Below are 21,432 nucleotides of genomic sequence, written 5' to 3' on the forward strand. Positions count from 1 at the left end.
CATAGAAAATGTGATAATGACTATAACTTTACGATTGTACAAGTCAGGAGAGATACTAATGTCAACAGCCAACCAAGCTACAATTCAGGAAGCAGCAGAATATATCCGTGCCAAAAGCGGAATACGTCCAGAGATTGGTCTTATTCTGGGATCGGGTCTCGGTATTCTGGCCGATTTAATTCAGGATGGAATTAGTATTCCTTATCAGGATATTCCCCATTTTCCTGTATCGACAGTAGAAGGTCATGAGGGAGAATTACTGTTAGGCACAATTGAAGGTCGCGCTGTCGTCATGATGAAAGGGCGCTTCCATATGTATGAGGGCTATGGCCCGCAACTGACGGCTTTCCCAGTTCGGGTGATGAAGCAATTGGGGATTCAAAGTCTGCTGGTGACGAATGCAGCAGGTGGTGTAAATACTTCCTACGAACCAGGCGATCTGATGGTCATCTCGGATCATCTTAATCTGACAGGACAAAATCCGCTGATCGGACCGAACGATGCCGGTCTGGGCGTTCGTTTTCCAGACATGTCGGAGGCGTACAGCCGCCGCTTGCGTGAAATTGCTAAGCAAACGGCTAACCAACAGGGCTTCAGCCTGCAAGAAGGTGTATATGCTGGATTGCTGGGCCCTAACTATGAAACGCCTGCTGAAATCGTTATGCTGCGTACACTGGGCGCAGATGCGGTGGGTATGTCGACCGTATCTGAGGTTATTGTAGCCCGTCATGCAGGTATTGAGGTACTGGGCTTCTCCTGTATCACGAATATGGCCGCAGGCATTCTGGATCAACCTTTGTCCCATGGTGAAGTGATGGAGACGGCAGAGAAGGTACGTGAGCAATTTTTAAAACTTGTACTAGCGATTATTCCACAAATGTAGATTGGGGATCATGTTCAACCGAAGCGGTGGACATATATCCCAAGAACCCCGTATCCGAACGCCTTTTGTTGGCGTGGGTACGGGGTTCTTTTTCACATACAGCGGTTGAGCTGAGTATGATCTCCTAATGAAGAGGCTGTGTGCTCAATGCAGTTGAATTCGCTTTTTCTGCTACAGCCAGTTTATGTCGTTCTTGCACCTTGATCACAATAACCATAAAAATAATCCAGTAAATAGATAGCGAGTTCAGGAAACGGCTGTCCGTTATATTATTCAATACGATAAAAAGGAAAAAAACCGCTGCCGTTAGCCATGTATACATATCTGCTTTACCAATTCTGAATTTAAATAAAGTGGTTATGGCGAGTGTAATGGTTGCCAGTAGTCCTGTAAGGCCCACATCGATCCACAGATCTCGGAAACCGCTATGGCTGCTTGTCAGATCAAATCGAATTCCATTCGCATAGATACTGGGCCGGGCTGCCCAGTAGGAGCCGTAACCATGTCCGAACCAGTAATGGCTCTGAATAGCACCACCAATCCCCTGCCAGATTTCCGTTCTTCCAGTTAAGGTCGTTGTTTTTCCAAATTCCGACGCAATCGCATCTCCATAAGTAAAGATGAATACCAAACCCAAAAGAACGAACAAGCAGGAACAGCTAATGAAGAAACCGCGTAATGCAATGCTTCGGATTCTCTTGAATAGCAATATAAACAATATAAATACGAAGAGCGAAGATGTCAGCACCAAAGAGGTGGTAGATTGGCACTCGATGAGCAATAAGGCATTGAGTAAGATGAAGCCAATATGCAAAACTTTATGTTTACCCCTGAAAAAGTAAATAACATGTGAAACAAAACTTAACAGAGAGAGAGTTCCAAGTGTATTTTTATGACCAGAGATGCCCTTCCATAGCCCAGTATGTTCTACGCCACCATGAATAGCAAAGGAGGGAACGAGCAAAACGGCGAGTAGATTGAGTATGCTCAAAATACTTAACGTAACGACTAAGAGGCGAATGCAGCCCTGTGTTGTATAATGAGTGACCAAATAGAGTCCAAAGGTAGAGAAGGCAAGAAATTTGAGAACCATCAGCAAGGAAGAGGTCTGCTCTTGTTCAGCCCATAAACAGGAGGCAGCGATGTACAGCATGAGTAAAGTCAGCAACGGATTGTCGACTAAGGTTGCGATCAATGACTTGAGTGAAGGTAGTAGCATGGTATAGCTGAACAACAGAATAAGCAGGGAAATCGTGATAACTCTGGGGGACAAACCCTGACAAGCATAAGGAATCGAAAAAGCCAGTAAACCAGCTACGGTAAGTACATGTTTCACGATTTCACCACCTAGATACATTATGTATCTATAATATACAAAACGTATCTTCTTGTACAATAATAATAAAATATTTATTTTCATTTTTCTCAAGCCTAGAGCAAGCCCTATTGTGCATATACTCAGTCCATGCTAAGAAAATGAAGAATTCTTCGGCTTGGTTGAAAAGGAACTTTTTACGTTTTTAAACCTGGGGGTGTTCGGGTGGCGGATCATTTTACAGACCGTTTGAAGTTGAATTTGAGTGGTACAGGCAAAGACTTAACGCCGCAGCAATTAAATGAAAATTTTAAAACCATTGAAAAAGAATTCATTGAACGCAGTGTAAACGTAAGTTGGTTTGGAGCTGCTGGTGATGGTATTCAGGATGACACGGCAGCTTTGCAGGAGTTGATTAATAAGACCCCCGATTATTCCATTCTTCACATCCCCAGTGGACGGTACAAAATAACCTCTACCCTACAGATTCGCAAGCAGGGTGTGCGCATTTTTGGCATTCATAAGGGCAGATACCGACAAGGCAAAGGTGTTACGTCGATTGAATATTATGGTACGGGTCCTTGTTTTCAAATTGGAGATGAAAGTCTACCATCGTTTAGCGGATTTCAAAATGTGCAGTTTCATGACTTATCGATCCGGTACGAGGGGGCTGACAGATCCACATTAAATAATCCGTTTTCGCAGTCAGTGAAGCGTGGATATTATGGCAAAGGTACTTTAGGTATTCAGGATTGGAAGGGCGGCGGAGTTGCCCTAGATAACGTCCTAATTGAGCATTTTGAAACGGCTTTTTGGGGCTACGAAAGTGATGTGAATTTATTTAAATGCACGGAGATTAATTACAATAAAACAGGGATTCACTTACAGAATAGAAGTTCACAGTTTACTAGCATAGCGCTTTTTACATTGGGGAACGATACGGCATTGGATCTGAACAGCTCCAACGGAGCCAGATTTTTGGCTAGCCAGCACATTAAGGATGGAAGTTCCAATGATATTCCCATTCTAATTAATGATTTTATGAACGCTGAATTTATAGGCTGCTGGTTTGAGGGACTAAGCAGAGAGCATAAGATGACAGTGCCTTCTTTTATTCAAATTGGTGCTACCAAAGAAACGAAAAATGTGGCCTTGCGTGACTCCATTTTAGCGATAGCGGACAAATTCGATGACACCCAATCCGTATGTAACTATTTTGTGGATGTGGTCATTGGCAAAAAAGTTTTGGTGGACGAGGTGGGAGGGTATCCCCGTAATCTAAAGCAGCTTATTTCTTTCTCTGGCAGCTCTTCCACACAGCAGGTGACACTTCGCTCACATTTGGATTTTAGCTATAGCAATAATCGTTATGACGAGAACAATGGGACAGGGCAGGCTTTGCTGCTGGTCGAGAAATACTCGAACAACGGAATTGAGCATTTGGACGAAACCTTTGTTAAAGCCTACCTGGGAGCAAGGCAAAATCTCCCCGCAGGTAGCTGGCAGAAGGTAAAGTTCAATCAAATCAACCATGATGAGCTGATTGAATTCGACGCGGCGAATAGCCGATGGCGAGCCAAGCGAGCTGGGAAATACAGAATACAAGTCTACATTTCGACCGATCCTCAAGTGGATGGTAATCGCACACGGCTGGCACTTCACCTGAATGATGAGCAGCTTGCCGGGAGCTCCGCCTATGCCTATCTCGATGATAGGGTTATCGGCGGACTGAACTATAGTGCATTGAGTGGAGCAATGGAACTTAGGCTGGAAGCGAATTCTTTTATTGATATACGGGTGTTTAGTCAATATACAATGGATATTTTACCGGGTGGCGGTATCACATATCTCACCGTAAGCCGAATTTAAACCATTATTTCACAGACGATAGATGTTCTGTCTTTTTATATATTGGAAAATGTGCACCATGCTGACTCAGCTTGGTGCTATTTGATGTTTTTATCCATATGGAATATTTTTCTTTCATTCTGACGACAATGGTTAGCAGCACGCGAATAGGCCGGAGGGTTAAGTAAATGGGCTCCGGTGCTTTACGCCAATATGTTGAGGAGGGAACCGATTGTGAAGAAAAAAGTGGTGGCGTTCATCCTGGCTTGCCTGGTAGCCTTGACTGCCGTCCCTGTCGGCGGTTGGGCCGAAGAAAGCATACCTGAAAGCAAAACCAAAGAGGGATCAGCGGCTGAGCTAGCTCCCCAGGCTCTCTCGGCGATCCTGATGGATGCAGATACGGGCACAGTCATCTATGAAAAAAACAGTCGTGAAAAGCTTCCTCCAGCGAGCATCACCAAGATTATGACGATGTTGCTGACCATGGAGGCCATTCAGGATGGCAAGCTTAAGCTGACCGATAAAGTTCGTGCCAGCGAATATGCATCTTCAATGGGGGGCTCGCAAATTTTCTTGGAGCCGGGAGAAGAAATGACGGTCGATGAGATGCTGAAGGGAATCGCGATGGCTTCCGGCAACGACGCTTCTGTGGCGATGGCTGAGAAAATTGCAGGGTCTGAGCAGGCTTTTGTCGACATGATGAACGCCAAGGTGCAGCAGCTCGGGCTTAAGGATACCCATTTTGCCAATTGCAACGGTTTGCCTGTCGAGAATCACTATTCTTCTGCGCATGATATTGCGGTTATGAGCCGGGAGTTGTTGAAATACCCGCAAATTACGAAATATACGGGAGCCTATCAGGACTATTTGCGCAAATCCTCGGTAAAACCCTTTTGGCTGGTGAATACGAATAAGCTTGTCCGTTTCTATACTGGAGCAGACGGGCTGAAAACAGGCTATACGGGAGAAGCAAAGTTCTGTCTTTCCGCTACTGCGAAGCGTGATGGCTTGCGTGTCGTAGCTGTCGTGCTTGGGGAGCCGAATACGAAGATACGCAACAATGAAGTATCTTCCATGTTCGACTATGCGTTTTCTCAATATACAATGAAATCCATATACAAGCCGGGTGAATTGCTGGGTAGTGTAAAAGTTGAAAAAGGCGTATTGCCAGAGCTGAAAATTCAGGCTGAGCGTTCTTACAGCGTGTTGGTGAAAAAAGGTGGCAACAAACAAACGTTGCGTCATGAATTACAACTGGCCCCAAGCCTCAAAGCTCCTGTCCGGGCTGGTGACCCAATCGGTAAGCTGGTCGTCTATCAGGATGGACAACGTCTTAAGGAGTTTAATATCACTTCGCCTGTGGCTATTGAAAAGGCCGGATGGTGGAAATTGTTTAAACGTACCATGTCGAACCTATTTTCTTTGTAGATTTTACGGGGTTTTCTTCTAGTTTTGTCGGAGGGCAGGAATCGTCTGCGGCTACGTAGAAATCCTTGTCCATGACCGGGAGGAGAGTGAGTAAGCATGAACCTGCAAATTGAAATGGAGCATCACCGGGGGGTACTGATTGTAAGGCTGTCTGGTGAGCTTGATCACCATACGTCGGACATGGTCCGTATGCAAATGGATGAGGCGATTCAGCGTCGGCAATGCGAGCATATTGTGCTCAGCCTGAAGAATCTTCAGTTTATGGATAGCTCCGGCCTTGGCGTTATCTTGGGACGGTACAAATTGATCAAGCAAAAGGGCGGGAAAATGGCAGTCTGTGATGTCAATCCGCCAGTACACCGACTGCTGGATATGTCCGGGCTGTTCAAAATCATGCCCATATATGACAACGAGGGAAATGCGCTCACGGAACTGGAGGTAGTGTCATGAGAGAAGGCACGGGTAACAATTTCATGAGCTTGCAGTTTGCTGCCAAATCGGAGAATGAAGCATTTGCTCGTGTGGCTGTCGCGGCATTTATTTCTAGGCTTGATCCCACAATGGATGAGCTAAGTGATTTGAAAACCGTGGTGTCTGAAGCGGTGACAAACAGCATTATTCACGGTTATGACAGCGACCCGTCAGGTGTCGTAACGATCAAAGTCAGGATTGAAGCGGACGTGATTACGTTGGTTGTTGAGGACGCAGGCCGAGGAATTGAAGATCTGGAACTTGCCAAGCAACCTCTATATACGTCCAAACCTGAATTGGAACGCTCCGGCATGGGCTTTACGATTATGGAAAATTTCATGGATGAGTTTGAAGCAGTCAGTGAGCCGGGCGGAGGCACGTCGGTCCGGATGAAGAAAAGGATTGAATCCAAGAAAGCTTTATATAATTAGGAGTTGATCCTATGGAAGCAGGAGGAAAAAAAACTTCGCACAGCTATTTGGAGGATGCGGAAGTCAAGCGGCTTATTGCACTGAGTCAATCCGGTGATAATGAGGCTCGTGAGACACTGGTCAATAGTAATATCCGGCTCGTCTGGTCTGTCGTGCAGCGCTTTATGAACCGGGGGTATGAACCTGACGATCTTTTTCAAATTGGTTGCATCGGCTTGTTAAAATCGGTGGATAAATTCGATCTCAGCTACGAAGTCAAATTTTCAACATATGCAGTACCGATGATTATCGGTGAGATTCAACGGTTCCTGCGTGATGACGGTACACTCAAAGTTAGCCGTTCCTTGAAGGAAACGGCCAATAAGGTCCGCAAAATGAAAGACGAGCTATCCAAACGGCTCAACCGTCTGCCTACAGTCAAGGAAGTTGCTGATGAGCTGGGAGTGACACCGGAGGATGTTGTTTTTGCGCAGGAGGCCAATAAGCCGCCTACCTCCATTCACGAAACGGTGTTCGAAAATGACGGTGATCCAATTACACTTATGGATCAGATTGCTGACGAATCACAGGAAAGGTGGTTCGACAAGCTGGCACTCAATGAAGCCATTGGCGGACTATCTGAGCGGGAGCGGTTGATTGTGTACCTGCGCTATTACCGGGATCAGACTCAATCAGAGGTTGCAAGTCGGCTTGGTATTTCTCAGGTACAGGTATCACGGCTGGAAAAAAAGATTTTACAACTGATCCGCGATCAGATTGCCCAATAATAACAGTCAGGATCTTAGTGAAATCTTTATGCTTACGTATTTAAAAAGGGTATTCCAAAGCCATTTTAATGGCCAGGGGTACTCTTTTTTGCGTGGGATAAAAGACAATACACAGAATAGGTTTCCTCGCTTCGTTCCATACTAATCGATAATTACGAGGATAAGGAGGGGATCGGATGACTCATAGTCCGGCTCCTACAGTAGCTCCTATTGTCTACTTGCGGCTCCGCAGCCGTGTTCGCATGATACAAGGGCAGGATTTACATTTGGGTGATGTAGCCCATCTGCTGACTAATCCTGAATGGGAAAAGGATCTGCTTGAGCTTGTTCTCAAGCGGCCGCAGCACCAGGACGGTAATCTGATACTGATAGACATGCTGCAGATCATAGCAAAAATTAGAGATCATATTCCGGGGGTCGTAGTTGAATCTCTCGGGAAGCCACATGTACTTGTGGAACTCGTGGAGAAACCCCGTAAGCCGTCCAAAATACTGTTTGTTTTGGTATGGGTGCTTCTGTTTTTTGGTTCTGCGCTGACAATTATGAATTTTCATGCCGACGTTAGCATGATGGAGGTACAGGTTCGGATTGTGGAGATGATTACGGGACATAAAGATGAACATCCGTACCTGTTTCAAATTGCTTACTCGATCGGCATCGGCTTTGGCATGATCGTTTTTTTTAATCACTTGTTCAAGAAAAATTGGAACGAGGAGCCGACGCCGCTGGAGGTGGAAATGTATCTGTACCAGGAAAATGTGGATCAGTATGTTGTGGCAGAGGAGTATGAAAAGATGGCCCGTTTGCACACAAAGGATAAGAAACCATGATATTTGTACAGGCTGCACTTCAGATTATTTTAGGTATTGCTGGGGGCCTTGCGGTGGGTAGCGGTGTAATTGCTTTTTTTATTGTGCTGGATATCATGCCGCGATTAGCACAACTCACCCGTACGTATAAAAAATCACGTGCATACGAAAAGGCAATGATTATAGGTTCAGTGCTGGGGACTGTGGTCGATTTTTGGAACATTTGCTTGCCACTACCGGGCATATTTACATGGATACCTGGGTTGTTTTGCGGAGTGTTTATTGGTTTGCTCGCCGCGGCTTTAACGGAGGTGTTGAATCTCCTGCCTATACTCGCCAAGCGACTCCACATGACCGTGTATATGTTTGGCCTATTAATGGCAATGGTGCTTGGCAAGGTGACGGGTTCCTTATTTGACTGGTTTGTATACAACCGTTAACAACGAAAGCGAGGGGGCAAGGAATATGGATCACAGAGCGGATCAAGAGCAACATCAAGAAGACGGGGGAATCGGAAAGGAATATCATACTGACGGAGAAGAGTTGAGTCCATGGAAGGAAAAGCAGGCGCAGGAATCCGCACGTTTTAAACACAAAAAAGAGAGTGAGCGGTCTGATAACGTAGAGGAGTCCGTTCGCTACTGGCAGAACGAAGATGATATATCGCCGAGGATGAAGGATAATAAGAATACACTTGAAACAGTATTAGGTTTGGGGGAGACCTTTGATGTGGTATTCAGGGAAATGACACTGGGTGGGCGTCATACCGGATATCTGTTCCTAAATACCTTTGCGAAAGATCAGATCATGCTTGAAGTGCTAAAGCGTCTTACCTATCTGACGCCGGATAATCTCTCTTCGGATGGACTACAAGCGTATTTCGAAAATTTTATTCCACATATTCAGGTGGAGAAGACAGATAAGATGTCTGTCGTCATTAACAAGGTGCTGACAGGGATGAGTGCCTTTTTCATGGAAGGCGAACGATTTTCCCTTATTCTGGATACTCGTAATTATCCGGTGCGTAGTCCGGAGGAACCTTCTTTGGAGCGGGTTGTGCGCGGTGCCCGCGACGGGTTTACTGAAACAATGCTTACAAATGTAGGTTTGGTGCGCCGACGTTTGCGGGATCCAGGACTTAAATTTGAGGCAATGCAGGTCGGACGTCGAACCCGAACAGACGTATGTTTGGGCTACATTGACGATATTGTGGATAAGGTGATGGTGGATACTGTACGAGACAAAATTAAAAATGTTAATTTGGATGGTATTCCTCTGGCCGATAAGCAATTAGAGGAGACGATTATCAATAAAGGTTGGAATCCATATCCATTAGTACGATATTCGGAGCGACCAGATGTCGTGGCTTCGCATATTATGGAAGGAAGGCTCGTTATTTTCGTCGATACCTCACCCAGCGTGATGATCTTGCCTACCACTTTTTTTGACTTGTGTCAGCATGCAGAAGAGAATCGGCAAACTGCTTTTATGGGAAGTTATTTGCGCTGGGTACGTTTTTTAGGCATATTTGCCTCGATGTTTCTGCTTCCCATGTGGCTGCTAATGGTCATCAATCCCGAATTAAAACCGGCGTTTCTCGATTTTATCGGTCCTCAAAAGGAAGCACATCTTCCGCTGATTGCACAGTTTATCATCGTGGAACTAGGGGTCGATCTTATGCGAATGGCGGCTGTGCATACTCCGACACCACTGGCTTCCGCTATGGGCTTGATCGCAGCCATTCTAGTCGGTGACATAGCGGTTCAGACGGGACTTTTCGTGAATGAGGTCGTGCTGTATATGGCTGTCGCTGCCATAGGAATGTTCGCAACACCGAGCTACGAGCTAGGGCTGGCGAATAGACTGATTCGACTATTCCTGCTGGTTGCTGTTGCAATTTTTCACGTACCGGGCTTTGTCGTGGGTACGACACTGATCATTTTGATGCTGACGCTGCATCGGTCATATAATTCTTCGTATTTGTGGCCGTTCATTCCTTTTAATGCCAAAGCGTTAGCTTCCATCTTGTTCCGCATGCCTGTACTAGATGCACCTAACCGCCCGTCATCTAACAAAACGAGGGACAATACGCGTATGCCCCATACGGATGCCGACACAGATTCGAACTCAGGCAATGGACAAGAGCATTAATATAAATGATCTGCATAAAAATCCATTGTTCTTGATGTTTTTTTTGCTATACTGGTGTAAACATTCGATGGAATATGACTAGCTTGTTCCAGAAAGAGAGGCGCCAGAACATGTATTTGCATGGAAGCAGTAAAATTAACAGCAATGGACATTTGGAAATCGGCGGTTGTGATACAACACTTTTGAAAGAGCGTTTTGGCACACCGCTATATATTGTTGACGAACAGTTAGTCCGCCGGCGCTGCCGGGAGTATATAGAAGCTTTTCGTGAAACCGGATTGAAGTTTCAAGTCGCTTATGCAAGCAAAGCGTTTTGTGTTATGGCGATGTGCGCTTTAGCTGCTGAAGAAGGGATGTCACTTGACGTAGTTTCCAGTGGAGAATTGTTTACTGCGCTACAAGCAGGGTTCCCGGCAGAGCGAATCCATTTCCACGGCAATAACAAAACACCGGAAGAAATTGAAATGGCGTTAGATGCGCAAATTGGCTGCTTCGTCGTCGATAGCGAAATGGAGTTGCATTTGTTGCAGGCCCTTGCCTCCGAGAAAGAACAGCAGGTGAATATCTTACTGCGGGTTACACCAGGGGTTGAGGCGCATACGCATGAATATATGGCCACAGGTCAAGAAGATTCGAAATTTGGCTTTGACATTGGAAACGGTACAGCACGCCAAGCAGTGGAACAGGCTATCAAGCTAGACCATCTTAACCTGCTGGGGGTACATTCTCATATCGGTTCGCAAATATTCGAAGTGAATGGCTTCCAAATGGCTGCTGAACGGGTTGCAGCTTTTTCCAGAGAAATTAAGGAACAGCTTCAGTTTTCTTTCAAAGTGATTAATCTGGGTGGGGGATTTGGCATTCGCTACACAGAAGAGGACACACCACTGAAAGTATCAACCTATGTACAGGCTATCGGCGAAGCGGTGAAAACTTATTTTTCAGGACTTTACGATGAACTTCCAGAAATTTGGATTGAGCCGGGACGCAGTATTGTAGGCGATTCAGGCACGACCTTATATACGGTAGGAAGCATCAAGGATATCCCGCAGGTACGCAAATATGTCTCGGTAGATGGCGGGATGACAGATAATCCACGTCCTGCACTGTATCAGGCCAAGTATGAAGCGATGCTGGCTAATCGAGCGCAGGATACGAACGAAGAAACGGTGTCCATTGCGGGCAAATGCTGTGAAAGCGGCGATATGCTGATTTGGGATGTAGAGCTGCCTCGTATAAATAGCGGCGATTTGCTCGCTGTTGCCTCAACCGGAGCCTACAATTACTCCATGGCGAGTAATTATAACCGAATACGTCGACCAGCAGTTGTATTTGTCAGCAACGGTGAGGCCGAGTTGGTAGTGCGTCGGGAAACCTACGAAGATATCGTACGCAACGATGTTGTGCCACAGCGCTTGATTCGTGATCAAGCTAGTCCAGTGGTTCAGCCCAACGCCAAGATTACCGTTTCGTCCTGATTTTAGAATTGTAAGATCAAGCAGGCCATTGAGTCGGTAATAATACACCGGGGACAATGGCTCTTTTTTTGGACAAGACTTTGCTAAGCGCGGCAATTCATAGTAAACTGGAACTTGATGTTATTTAGTTCTCAAAACAGGTTGAAAAGGAGATACAAACAATGAAAAAAGGTAGAATAGATCTTGAAAACGGCGGTATCGTTGAAATTGACTTTTTCCCAGAAGAAGCTCCAAACACCGTTGCTAACTTTGAAAAGCTGGCAAACAGCGGTTACTACAACGGTTTGAGCTTCCACCGTGTCATTCCGGGCTTTGTTGCTCAAGGTGGTTGTCCAATCGGTAACGGTACAGGCGGTCCTGGTTACACGATTGACTGTGAAACAGCTACGAATACAACAAAGCATGCCAAAGGCGTTCTGTCCATGGCTCATGCAGGTCGCAACACAGGTGGCAGCCAATTCTTTATCTGCTACGCTCCACAACCACATTTAGATGGAGTACATACTGTATTTGGTAAAGTAACCAAAGGTATGGAATTCATTGATGCTGTAAAACAAGGCGACAAAATGAAAGAGGTTAAAGTATTTGACGTGTAATTTTACCGTTAATTACATGATCTTTTTCAAATAGCGTTGCACCTAAGCCGTTCTGTCTTTGGACAGGGCGGCTTTTGTTGTCTTTTGTTTGACGGTTTATTGATTTTCGCAATCACGTAGGCGTTACAGTGCGTAAGATCACATTCGAAAAGTAAGTGTTGTGATAGCCTTTCGATAAGAATGCATTTTCCATTTATTTTATATGAGTATTCAAACTCAGTAAGGATTGGAAAAGAAGGGGGCTTATCACATTGTCTATTTTAACGCGCACAAATCGACTCGGATTTTTTGAAATCCGGCTGGAATCCATTGGTGGACTCGGCGCTAATCTGGCTGGCAAAATGTTGGCCGAAACCGGGGTGCTTGGTCTGGGGCTGAATGCTTCAAATTTTTCGTCCTACGGTTCGGAAAAAAAGGGAACTCCGGTTAAAAGCTTCGTCCGCTTCTGTGAGCCGGAGGTCGATATTCGGGATCACAGTCCGATTGAGCAACCGCATGTGGTAGGCATTTTCCATGAAACGTTATACAAAACGGTAAATGTAATCAGCGGACTGCCAGCGGATGGGATTGTAGTGGTTAATTCCACGCGTCCAGCAGAAGAAATACGGGCTGATTTGGGACTGGTATCCGGTACACTAGCGGTGGTGGATGCGATGGGCATCGCACTGGAAGAGCGGACCAAACTAAATACGTCCATGCTCGGTGCCTTGTTCCGTGTCTGTGATTTCCTGGACCCGGAAGCGATGAGATCGGTTATACGCAGTACCTTTGAAAAGAAAAATCCACTGTTAGTGGAACCTAATCTCCGTACGTTTAACCGGGGGTATGAGGAAATGGAACTGCACGTATATCCAGTTACTGATGACGCAGAGGATCGGGTCTTTGAACGTCCGCAGCCACTGCTGGGATACGAAACGCAACTACTGGGGGGCGTTATTGCAACTCAGGGCAACAGCATGACGAGAGATGTTAGTGGTTCACGCCAGGGGTATGTGCCTGAATATGAAGCTGATAAATGTACCCATTGTGCCAAGTGTGATTCGATTTGCCCCGATTACTGTTTTGTATGGGAAGAACAAGCTGACAAACGCGGAAGAATGATGCCATTTTTGCAAGGGATTGATTACCAGTATTGCAAAGGATGTCTGAAATGTGTAGATATTTGCCCATCGGGGGCATTAAGCTCGCGCCGTGAGCAATGGGGATGGGCGGAACAGAATCGAGTTGCCCACCAATTTCCGGTATATGAAGGAGGGCGTGCGTAATGGCAAAACTAGAGGAAGAACTCAAACAGACAGGCGCCGCGCAAGTGACAACGTTCGAATCCGGTAATGAAATGGCAGCTACGGCGGCTGCGCAGATTAATTATCATATGATGGGATATTTCCCGATTACTCCATCTACTGAGGTAGCGCAGTATTTGGATCAGATGAGAACGAGAGGTCAGCATAATATTAAGCTGGTTGCAGCAGACGGAGAACACGGATCGGCAGGGATTTGTTATGGAGCTGCCGCAGCGGGAGCGAGGGTTGTGAACGCCACTAGTTCGCAAGGTTTCCTGTACATGCTGGAGCAGTTACCTGTTCAGTCAGGTACCCGTTTTCCAATGGTTATGAATCTGGTGACACGAGCTGTCAGTGGTCCCCTGGATATTCGTGGGGATCATTCGGATCTGTACTATGGTTTGAATACAGGCTGGGTCATTTTGACGGCAAGTACACCACAGGCTGTGTATGATATGAACATCATGGCACTAAAAATCGCAGAGCATAGCGATGTTCGGCTACCTGTAATGGTTGCATATGACGGTTTTTATACGTCCCATCAAAAACGTAAAGTGCAATATTTTGAAGATGCTGAGACCGTGCGCGGTTTTGTAGGTCCTAACCCGAACTTAAATTATCCGAATATTACTGATTTTGATCATCCTGTTACCGTAGGTGCGCATATGAACGGTGATGACCTGACGAATAATCATGTTCAGCTGTCCGAAGCACTGAAGCTGTCAGAAGGAGTATATGAGCAGGTAGCAGCAGAATATGCTGCTTTATCCGGTCGGGAATACCCGATCTTAGATCTGTATCAAATGGAGGATGCTGAGGTCGCGGTATTCCTGTTGAATTCGGCGGCTGAATCGGCTAAGGATGTGGCGGATCAACTCCGTGCGCGCGGGATTAAAGCTGGTGTGATACGTCCGAATATCATCCGACCGTTCCCAGCCGAACATCTGCGGGAAGCCTTACGTGATGTCAAGGCGCTGCTGGTAGGTGAACGTGCAGACTCATATGGGGCAGACGGCGGGAATTTAACGCATGAAATTAAGGCGGCCTTGCAGGAGGACCCACTGAATCGGACACTCGTGTTGAGCCGTATTTTTGGCTTGGGCGGCAAGGATTTTTATGCGGAAGATGCAGAGGCGTTCTTCCAGCTTGCGATTGAGGCGGCAGAGGCCGGACGAGCGGAGAAGCCCTTTGATTATTACGGTATTAATCCGGGTTCACCGGACAAGGTGATGCCGCAAGTTATGCAGCCGCCACGTGGCAATGCATACCGTACGGGCCTGATTCAGGTTACGCCGGACGAGGCGACCGGGAAGCTCAAAGTCAAGGTGCCACCCCTGCGGTCGTTGACAACCAAACCACGCCGTCTTACACCAGGTCACGGGGCTTGCCCAGGATGTGGGGCATTGTCTGCGCTGGAACTGTTTTTCAAAGGTATTGAAGGGGATATTGTCGTGTTGTTCCAGACAGGCTGCGTTTATGTGACGACGACAGGGTATCCATATACATCACACAAACAACCGATGATCCACAATCTTTTTCAAAACGGGGCCGCTACACTTTCAGGAGCGCTGGAAGCTTATATGGAAATGAAGCGCCGTAATGAAATTGAAATGTCGGACGATCCAACCTTTATCATGATCAGTGGTGACGGTGGGATGGATATAGGTATGGGTTCTGCGATTGGCGCGGCTCTGCGTAATCATAAGCTGATCATGCTGGAATATGATAACGAAGGGTACATGAATACAGGTTCACAGCAATCATACTCCACTCCGGTTGGTCACATGACCAGTACGTCGGGTGTAGGGAAAATGCAAAAAGGAAAGCAAGGACATCACAAGGATACCGTGCAAATCATGGCTGCTTGTAATATTCCGTATGCTTTTACAGCAGCTGAAAGTCATCCGCAGGATATGCTGCGCAAAGCAGCCAAGGCTCAATGGTATGCGAACAACGTGGGTACGGCCTATGGTAAGATCCTGTGCGCCTGCCCGCTGAATTGGAAATCCGAAGATAGACTGGGCACCAGCATTGTGGGCGCTGCAGTCGAGTCTTGTTTCTTTCCTTTGTACGAAATAGAGCAAGGCAGTACAACGATTACGTACAATCCGGAAGACAAGGGAAAACGGATTCCAGCTGCTGAATGGTTGAAATTAATGGGTAAAACGAAGCATCTTCTCAAGGAGGAGGCTACGCTGGCTACCTTTGAGCAGGAGATTGAGCGTCGCTGGACTATCCTGAAAAAGAAACATGAAATTTCAGAGCTATAATTACGTTTTTTGCATAATCATCGATTAACATTGTTAGCCGCTGTTACTGTAGTGGTTCAATCAAGATTCTTTGCGTTTATTGCGCAAAGAATCTTTTTTGTCGTTTATGGGTTGAAGCATAAAAAAACAGGTAATGATTTCCGATATAGGAGTGGAGGCCTATAAGAGGCACGTTAAAAAGTTTTCTTCTGAATTTTAAGATGCAATGAGGTGCAGGTAATGATTAAGCTGAATACAGTTGAAATAATCGAAATTATAAAGAAGCAGATCCCTAAGGTTATGAACATCAAGCCAGTGGAGCTAAAGTTTACGGATGATTTTGGACGGGCTACGCTGGCAGCGACAGAACACAAATTCACGCTGACGAACCAGCATTATTCTGCCAAGGTGATGGATTGCGTGTTAGAAACACAGGTACGCCCCATTTTAATGTGCGAAATTATTTATTTTCTGAAATGCGAGTTTATTGACGGACATGTTGATGTGCGACTGGATTATGAAGCATGTTCTGAGGAAGGACGGGGACCGGTTGCTTCAGCCGTAATTACCTTTGATCATGCAACAGAGTTGGGGGTCGAGGAACTGGCCGATCTGATTGACTTGGCGCTTCATATGAATGATAAAACCTGGTTTGAAGAACTCTCCAGCCAATATGTCAAAACCAAAGCAGGAGCTTCTATTAGATAACTTGCTTTTTTTAGAAGTCGGTGCTAATATACGTAACAAGTTTAATGTTAATTCAATTAAATAAGAGCAAGATCCTTCGGGGCGGGGCGAAATTCCCCACCGGCGGTGATGACATGTTTGTGGATCGTTTTTGTGAGAAACAGCATGGCTTAGTCCGTGACCCGGATGCTGAATGATCGGCAGAAGGTGGACCTGGTGCAAATCCGGGACCGACAGTATAGTCTGGATGGGAGAAGGATACGAAGCGCATGTGCATGACGTGACATGTGCCGATTTTTAGCATACCCAATTGTGCGTACGGCTTATTTCGTTGTAGGACAGCATCGGGCGATAGCTTGCTTAAGCTTTCTTTTTGATGATGTTCAGAGCGTATTTGGTTGTATCCTCAGTCATGCTTTCTATTGGCAAACCTATGATTTCATGTCGTCTTAAGATGCATATGAACTGCGCTTGTATACTACAAATGTGACTCTCATCACCCCCATGACGGATTGAATCCGAACTGGGGGTTTTTTGCGCTTATAGCTGATGAATTAGGGATAAACTGAAATGTAGTGGAAAGGAGTGAAGGCATGTTTACCGGATTGGTCGAGGAAGTGGGTCGCATTCAAACGATTTCCAAAAGCGGTGAAGCGATGGTGCTGGGGATTTCGGGTTCCGTGGTGTTGGGCGATTTGAAAATAGGAGACAGTGTCTCAGTGAATGGCGTTTGCCTGACGGCGATACAGATCGGTACGAAAGACTTTAAGGTTGATGTGATGCCGGAAACCTTTCGCAGCAGTAATCTGAAAGAGTTGAGATCAGGCAGCCGAGTCAACCTGGAGCGAGCGATGGCGGCGAGCGGAAGGTTCGGAGGACATATCGTGCAAGGACATGTGGACGGGACGGGAACGATTCGCGGGGTAACATCAGATCAGAATGCAGTTGTGTTCGAAATTGAGCCTAAAAATCAAACATTATTTAAATATATTCTTCTCAAAGGGTCAATCACAATTGATGGTATCAGCCTCACAGTCGCACAGCGTACGAGAGATACCTTTGCCGTATCCATTATTCCCCATACCTTATCCGAAACGGCCTTACAAGCCAAACGTGAGGGAGATACCGTCAATATCGAATGCGATATTTTGGGCAAATATGTAGAACAGCTTTTAAATTACAGAGGTGCAGCGGAGGCGGAGAGGGTAGAAGAAGCTCCTCTCAGTTTGGACTATTTGGCGAAACACGGCTTTGCCTGATATTGAAGGGTAAGCCTGTTTAGGAGCATTCGTGGCACAAGACATAAGGAGGAAAGTGTTATGGATAGAGGTAGCCAAACAAGTGCAATGGCAAACGTCATAGAGCATGGCGAGTTGGAACATGACGAAGAGATTCGTTTGGATTCCATCGAAGCAGCGTTGGAGGACTTGAAAAACGGTAAAGTTGTTATTGTAGTGGATGATGAACAGCGCGAAAATGAAGGCGATTTTATCGCTTTGGCTGAAAAAGCGTCGCCTGAGGTCATTAATTTTATGATTACAGAAGGTCGCGGGTTGGTCTGTGTACCAATCACACGACAAAGAGCCGAGGCCTTGGAATTGCATCCTATGGTAGAGCAAAATACAGATTTCCACGGTACTGCCTTTACGGTATCGGTAGATCATATGAAGACAACAACGGGTATTTCAGCGGCCGAGCGCTCCTTGACTGTACGCGCCTTGGCAGACGAAGCAGTCACAGGCAGTGATTTCCGCAAGCCTGGTCACATGTTTCCGCTGATTGCTCGCGATGGTGGTGTCTTGCAGCGTGCTGGTCACACTGAAGCGGCTGTTGATCTGGCCCGACTCAGTGGCTTCAAGCCTGCTGGGGTCATTTGCGAAATTATAAAGGAAGATGGCTCAATGGCCCGCCTGCCTGATCTGGCAGTGGTCGCCAAGCGACATCAATTGAAGCTGATCAGTATTCAGCATTTGGTGGACTACCGTCGTCGTTTGTCATTGTAAAAATACATCTTGGTTCCAAGTAAATCTGAAGTATTGTCCGAAGTCCCTAAATAATTAAACTAAGAGAGGTTGATTAAACATGGCACGTTTTCTAGAAGGTAATCTCATATCGAACGGTTTAAAATATGGTATTGTGGTAGGCAGATTTAATGAGTTTATTACGACCAAGCTGTTAAGCGGCGCAATTGACGCACTTCAACGACATGGTGCACAGGAAGATGAAATTGATGTAGCCTGGGTACCGGGTGCATTTGAAATTTCACTGATTGCACAAAAAATGGCTGCAAGCGGCAAATATGATGCCGTAATTACGCTGGGTACGGTCATCCGTGGTTCTACTTCACATTATGATATCGTCTGCAATGAAGTGGCCAAGGGTGTGGCAGCGAGCAACCTGAAAACGGGAGTGCCCGTTATTTTTGGTGTAGTGACTACAGAAAACATTGAACAGGCTATTGAACGAGCAGGTACAAAGGCTGGTAATAAAGGTTGGGATTCTGCACTGGCTGCGATTGAAATGGCCAATCTCGGCAAGCAATTTTAATGATAGGAATAGCTGAATAGAACGCTATAAACTGCAAGGTGAAAAAGGGATTGGATTGTTAAGCAAGGCGATGACGTATATACTACAGAAAGAGGGATTGATAACGTAGAGCATAAGTGCTATAGGGAAAGGTATTGTTGAATGATGATTGGAGTAAGGCAGGGGGAAGCACATTGACAGTCGTAAATTACAAGCTGGAAACATTCGAGGGTCCGCTGGATCTACTGTTGCATCTGATTGATAAAGCCGAGATCGACATTCAGGATATCCCGATTAGCGATATTACTGATCAGTATATGGCTTTTTTGCACAGTATGCAGGAGCTGGAACTGGACATTACGAGCGAGTTTCTGGTGATGGCGGCGACGCTCTTATCTATTAAGAGTAAATTGTTGCTTCCCAAGCCACCTGTGATGGAATATGACGATTTGGATTTTTATGAGGAAGAGGATTATGATCCACGTGAGGAACTGGTCCGCAAGCTGGTGGAGTATCGTAAATATAAAGGGATTGCTCGCCATCTAAGTGAACGTGAGTGGGAGCGGAGTCTAATTTATGGCAAGGAGCCAGAAGATCTAAGCGCATTCCTGCCCACTGAACCCGCAAATCCGGTGCATGGGCTGCATGCAAGCGATTTGGTTGCGGCCTTTCAGCGTGCTTTGCGCAAAGCAGAACGACGTACGACGGTAACCCGTGTTCATCGGGATGAAATATCAGTCAAGGATCGTATCCGGCAAGTTATTGGAGCTTTAGAGATGGTGGGGAATGGAGGACGGCTGCTGTTCTCCAAGCTGATGCATGAGGATATGTATCGGCATGAAGTGGTTGTGACCTTTTTGGCTATCCTTGAACTGATGAAAATGAAGCAAATTTTCTGTTATCAGGAGAAGCTTTTCGATGATATTGTAATGGAGTGGAGAGGGGATTTACGGGTTAATGGATTATCTGAAGCTGAAATCAATTATTGAGGGACTGCTGTTTCTCGCAGGAGAGGAAGGGTTGTCCACCAAGCAGATCGCCGACATTGTAGAGCAGCAGCAAGAGCTGGTTGAACAGTGCCTGGAAGATATGAAGCAGGACATGGAGCAGGGGGGAAGAGGCCTGCAACTTGTCCGTATTGCCGGTCATTATCAGCTTGCAACTTTATCCGAACATGCACCTTACTTTGAAAAGCTCGCATACTCTCCGGCACGTGCCTCACTGTCTCAAGCTGCTTTGGAGACGCTGGCCATTGTGGCCTACCGCCAGCCCATTACAAGAGTTGAAATCGAAGAGATTCGGGGTGTCAAATCCGAGCGGGCCATACATACACTGGTCAACAAGGAGCTCATTGAAGAGAAAGGTCGAGCTGAAGCCATCGGACGGCCAATATTGTACGGAACGACGAAATCATTTTTGGATTATTTCGGTCTGGGCTCTTTGGCAGATCTACCACAACCGGAGTTGTTCGAAGATTCGGACAATTTGGAGGAAGAGACTCAATTATTGTTCGAGCGTCTGGAGAGCAGCCAGCCTGCAGCCAACGATCTGGATCTTGAATCCCAATAAAGTTCATCCGGATCTTGCGGCTCACTTATGTAAAATTTCAAATAGACAGCCAGTCCTCAAGTATTTAGGGGCTGGCTGTTGGTATTTTAAGATGCATGATTTTCCGGCGAACGGTCATACTATTTTTGCCATGATATTTATAGCAAAAAGGTAGGGAGGACTCGCCAGTGTGGAAATGGATCAGTATCGCCATCATCGTCGTTATATTACTTGTGCTGGCTATTCTGCTCTCTCGTATTCGATTGAAGCTGGATATTGCCAAACATGACAATGATGATCGGGCGCATCTAGAGATCAGATTTCTATACGGGATGATTAAAATAAATTACGATGTTCCGGCCATTCTCATAACAGGTTTGAAAAAAGGGCTTCTCTATCGGCTTGATCGCAACAAAAACATACATAAAACGGATGCTTCCGTGGATAGCGGTAATATTGATACAGAAAAAATCAAGCAATTTATATATGATATACGGGTTTTGCTCAAGGGAACGAAATCCTTCAATCGATGGTTGCGACATACATTGGCACATGTGACGATGTCCAAAATGGAGTGGTCCACCAACATTAGTCTTGCTGACGCGGCTTATACAGCTACCTCAACCGGTATTTTGTGGGGATTAAAAACGACCTTGATCGGTTTTGCTTCCAGCTTTGTGCGCATGGATTGTACCCCTAAGCTGTATGTTGTGCCGTATTGGGTGGATCGCTTGCGTTTTACCACCACTTTGAACTGTGAAGCAAACGTATCGCTCGGCTATTTAATTTTCTCCATGCTCATCTTATCTTACCGCATATGGCGCGTTCCGGGTGGACCCGAGGCATGGAAGCGGGTTTTTTTCAAAAAAAATGAAGATCTTCAAGCTAACAATGAAAGATAAACTTTGAAATGTGGTGAAACTTAATCTTTCTGAACTTTGGGATTTCAGTGTCCTCCAGAT

21 protein-coding genes and 1 riboswitch are annotated in these 21,432 nt (G+C 46.0%); of the genes, 20 read left to right on the forward strand and 1 reads right to left on the reverse strand.

The genetic code is table 11. From position 1 onward, the window contains the following. Positions 1–58 precede the first annotated feature (58 nt). Positions 59–883 carry a purine-nucleoside phosphorylase gene (locus tag ACUYLD_RS07105; protein ID WP_446674686.1) on the forward strand — a complete coding sequence of 275 codons (825 nt, stop codon included), beginning with the start codon at positions 59–61 and terminating at the stop codon, positions 881–883. Between the two features lie 124 nt (positions 884–1,007). Here the strand turns inward: ACUYLD_RS07105 and ACUYLD_RS07110 are convergent, their stop codons facing one another. Continuing rightward, positions 1,008–2,219 (reverse strand): O-antigen ligase family protein, encoded by a 1,212-nt coding sequence (locus tag ACUYLD_RS07110; RefSeq protein ID WP_039270991.1) that lies wholly within the window; start codon positions 2,217–2,219, stop codon positions 1,008–1,010. A gap of 204 nt (positions 2,220–2,423) precedes the next feature. On the opposite strand from ACUYLD_RS07110, the gene ACUYLD_RS07115 reads away from it, so the two are divergent. The 19 genes from ACUYLD_RS07115 (at position 2,424) to ACUYLD_RS07205 (ending at position 21,372) form a co-directional block, all read left to right on the forward strand. Further along, complete coding sequence (locus ACUYLD_RS07115) at positions 2,424–4,067, forward strand: glycosyl hydrolase family 28-related protein (RefSeq protein WP_430151130.1); 1,644 nt, start codon at positions 2,424–2,426, stop codon at positions 4,065–4,067. Positions 4,068–4,280: 213 nt separating this feature from the next. Next, positions 4,281–5,474 (forward strand): D-alanyl-D-alanine carboxypeptidase family protein, encoded by a 1,194-nt coding sequence (locus ACUYLD_RS07120; RefSeq protein WP_061829243.1) that lies wholly within the window; start codon positions 4,281–4,283, stop codon positions 5,472–5,474. Positions 5,475–5,570: 96 nt separating this feature from the next. Then, positions 5,571–5,924 carry an anti-sigma F factor antagonist gene (gene spoIIAA / locus ACUYLD_RS07125; RefSeq protein ID WP_013310782.1) on the forward strand — a complete coding sequence of 118 codons (354 nt, stop codon included), beginning with the start codon at positions 5,571–5,573 and terminating at the stop codon, positions 5,922–5,924. Next, complete coding sequence (spoIIAB, locus tag ACUYLD_RS07130) at positions 5,921–6,376, forward strand: anti-sigma F factor (protein WP_039270996.1); 456 nt, start codon at positions 5,921–5,923, stop codon at positions 6,374–6,376. Before spoIIAA ends, spoIIAB begins: the two co-directional genes overlap by 4 nt. 11 nt (positions 6,377–6,387) lie before the next feature. Continuing rightward, positions 6,388–7,143: an RNA polymerase sporulation sigma factor SigF gene (gene sigF, locus ACUYLD_RS07135; RefSeq protein ID WP_023989213.1), complete on the forward strand. Its 756-nt coding sequence runs from the start codon at positions 6,388–6,390 to the stop codon at positions 7,141–7,143. Between the two features lie 176 nt (positions 7,144–7,319). Then, entirely contained in the window at positions 7,320–7,973 is a 654-nt protein-coding gene (locus tag ACUYLD_RS07140) for a stage V sporulation protein AA (protein ID WP_039270998.1), read from the forward strand. Then, entirely contained in the window at positions 7,970–8,392 is a 423-nt protein-coding gene (locus ACUYLD_RS07145) for a stage V sporulation protein AB (protein WP_039271000.1), read from the forward strand. The genes ACUYLD_RS07140 and ACUYLD_RS07145 overlap by 4 nt, the downstream gene beginning before the upstream one ends. Before the next feature lie 25 nt (positions 8,393–8,417). Next, positions 8,418–10,103, forward strand: coding sequence for a spore germination protein (locus ACUYLD_RS07150; protein WP_250268719.1), 1,686 nt, complete (start codon positions 8,418–8,420; stop codon positions 10,101–10,103). A 110-nt stretch (positions 10,104–10,213) separates the two neighbouring features. Further along, positions 10,214–11,581 (forward strand): diaminopimelate decarboxylase, encoded by a 1,368-nt coding sequence (gene lysA, locus ACUYLD_RS07155; protein ID WP_254325391.1) that lies wholly within the window; start codon positions 10,214–10,216, stop codon positions 11,579–11,581. 161 nt (positions 11,582–11,742) lie between these two features. Then, positions 11,743–12,177: a peptidylprolyl isomerase gene (locus ACUYLD_RS07160; RefSeq protein WP_013310775.1), complete on the forward strand. Its 435-nt coding sequence runs from the start codon at positions 11,743–11,745 to the stop codon at positions 12,175–12,177. A gap of 251 nt (positions 12,178–12,428) precedes the next feature. Continuing rightward, entirely contained in the window at positions 12,429–13,442 is a 1,014-nt protein-coding gene (locus ACUYLD_RS07165) for a 2-oxoacid:acceptor oxidoreductase family protein (protein ID WP_190297512.1), read from the forward strand. Further along, positions 13,442–15,730 carry a thiamine pyrophosphate-dependent enzyme gene (locus ACUYLD_RS07170; RefSeq protein ID WP_446674687.1) on the forward strand — a complete coding sequence of 763 codons (2,289 nt, stop codon included), beginning with the start codon at positions 13,442–13,444 and terminating at the stop codon, positions 15,728–15,730. The genes ACUYLD_RS07165 and ACUYLD_RS07170 overlap by 1 nt, the downstream gene beginning before the upstream one ends. Before the next feature lie 219 nt (positions 15,731–15,949). Continuing rightward, complete coding sequence (locus ACUYLD_RS07175) at positions 15,950–16,417, forward strand: IDEAL domain-containing protein (protein ID WP_446674688.1); 468 nt, start codon at positions 15,950–15,952, stop codon at positions 16,415–16,417. A 68-nt stretch (positions 16,418–16,485) separates the two neighbouring features. After that, positions 16,486–16,659, forward strand: a riboswitch (FMN riboswitch). Between the two features lie 330 nt (positions 16,660–16,989). Further along, a complete protein-coding gene (ribE, locus tag ACUYLD_RS07180) occupies positions 16,990–17,655 on the forward strand; it encodes a riboflavin synthase (RefSeq protein WP_165177259.1) in 666 nt (221 codons plus the stop codon). Between the two features lie 60 nt (positions 17,656–17,715). Then, positions 17,716–18,399, forward strand: coding sequence for a 3,4-dihydroxy-2-butanone-4-phosphate synthase (gene ribB / locus ACUYLD_RS07185; RefSeq protein WP_302057459.1), 684 nt, complete (start codon positions 17,716–17,718; stop codon positions 18,397–18,399). Positions 18,400–18,478: 79 nt separating this feature from the next. Beyond that, positions 18,479–18,943: a 6,7-dimethyl-8-ribityllumazine synthase gene (gene ribH / locus ACUYLD_RS07190; RefSeq protein WP_446674689.1), complete on the forward strand. Its 465-nt coding sequence runs from the start codon at positions 18,479–18,481 to the stop codon at positions 18,941–18,943. 173 nt (positions 18,944–19,116) lie between these two features. After that, complete coding sequence (locus ACUYLD_RS07195) at positions 19,117–19,911, forward strand: segregation and condensation protein A (RefSeq protein WP_103048712.1); 795 nt, start codon at positions 19,117–19,119, stop codon at positions 19,909–19,911. Further along, positions 19,880–20,491: an SMC-Scp complex subunit ScpB gene (scpB, locus tag ACUYLD_RS07200; protein WP_013310766.1), complete on the forward strand. Its 612-nt coding sequence runs from the start codon at positions 19,880–19,882 to the stop codon at positions 20,489–20,491. Before ACUYLD_RS07195 ends, scpB begins: the two co-directional genes overlap by 32 nt. Positions 20,492–20,658: 167 nt before the next feature. Further along, positions 20,659–21,372 (forward strand): DUF2953 domain-containing protein, encoded by a 714-nt coding sequence (locus ACUYLD_RS07205; RefSeq protein ID WP_250268716.1) that lies wholly within the window; start codon positions 20,659–20,661, stop codon positions 21,370–21,372. The last annotated feature ends 60 nt before the right edge of the window (positions 21,373–21,432 follow it).

It is taken from the genome of Paenibacillus sp. SER-28, assembly GCF_052906305.1.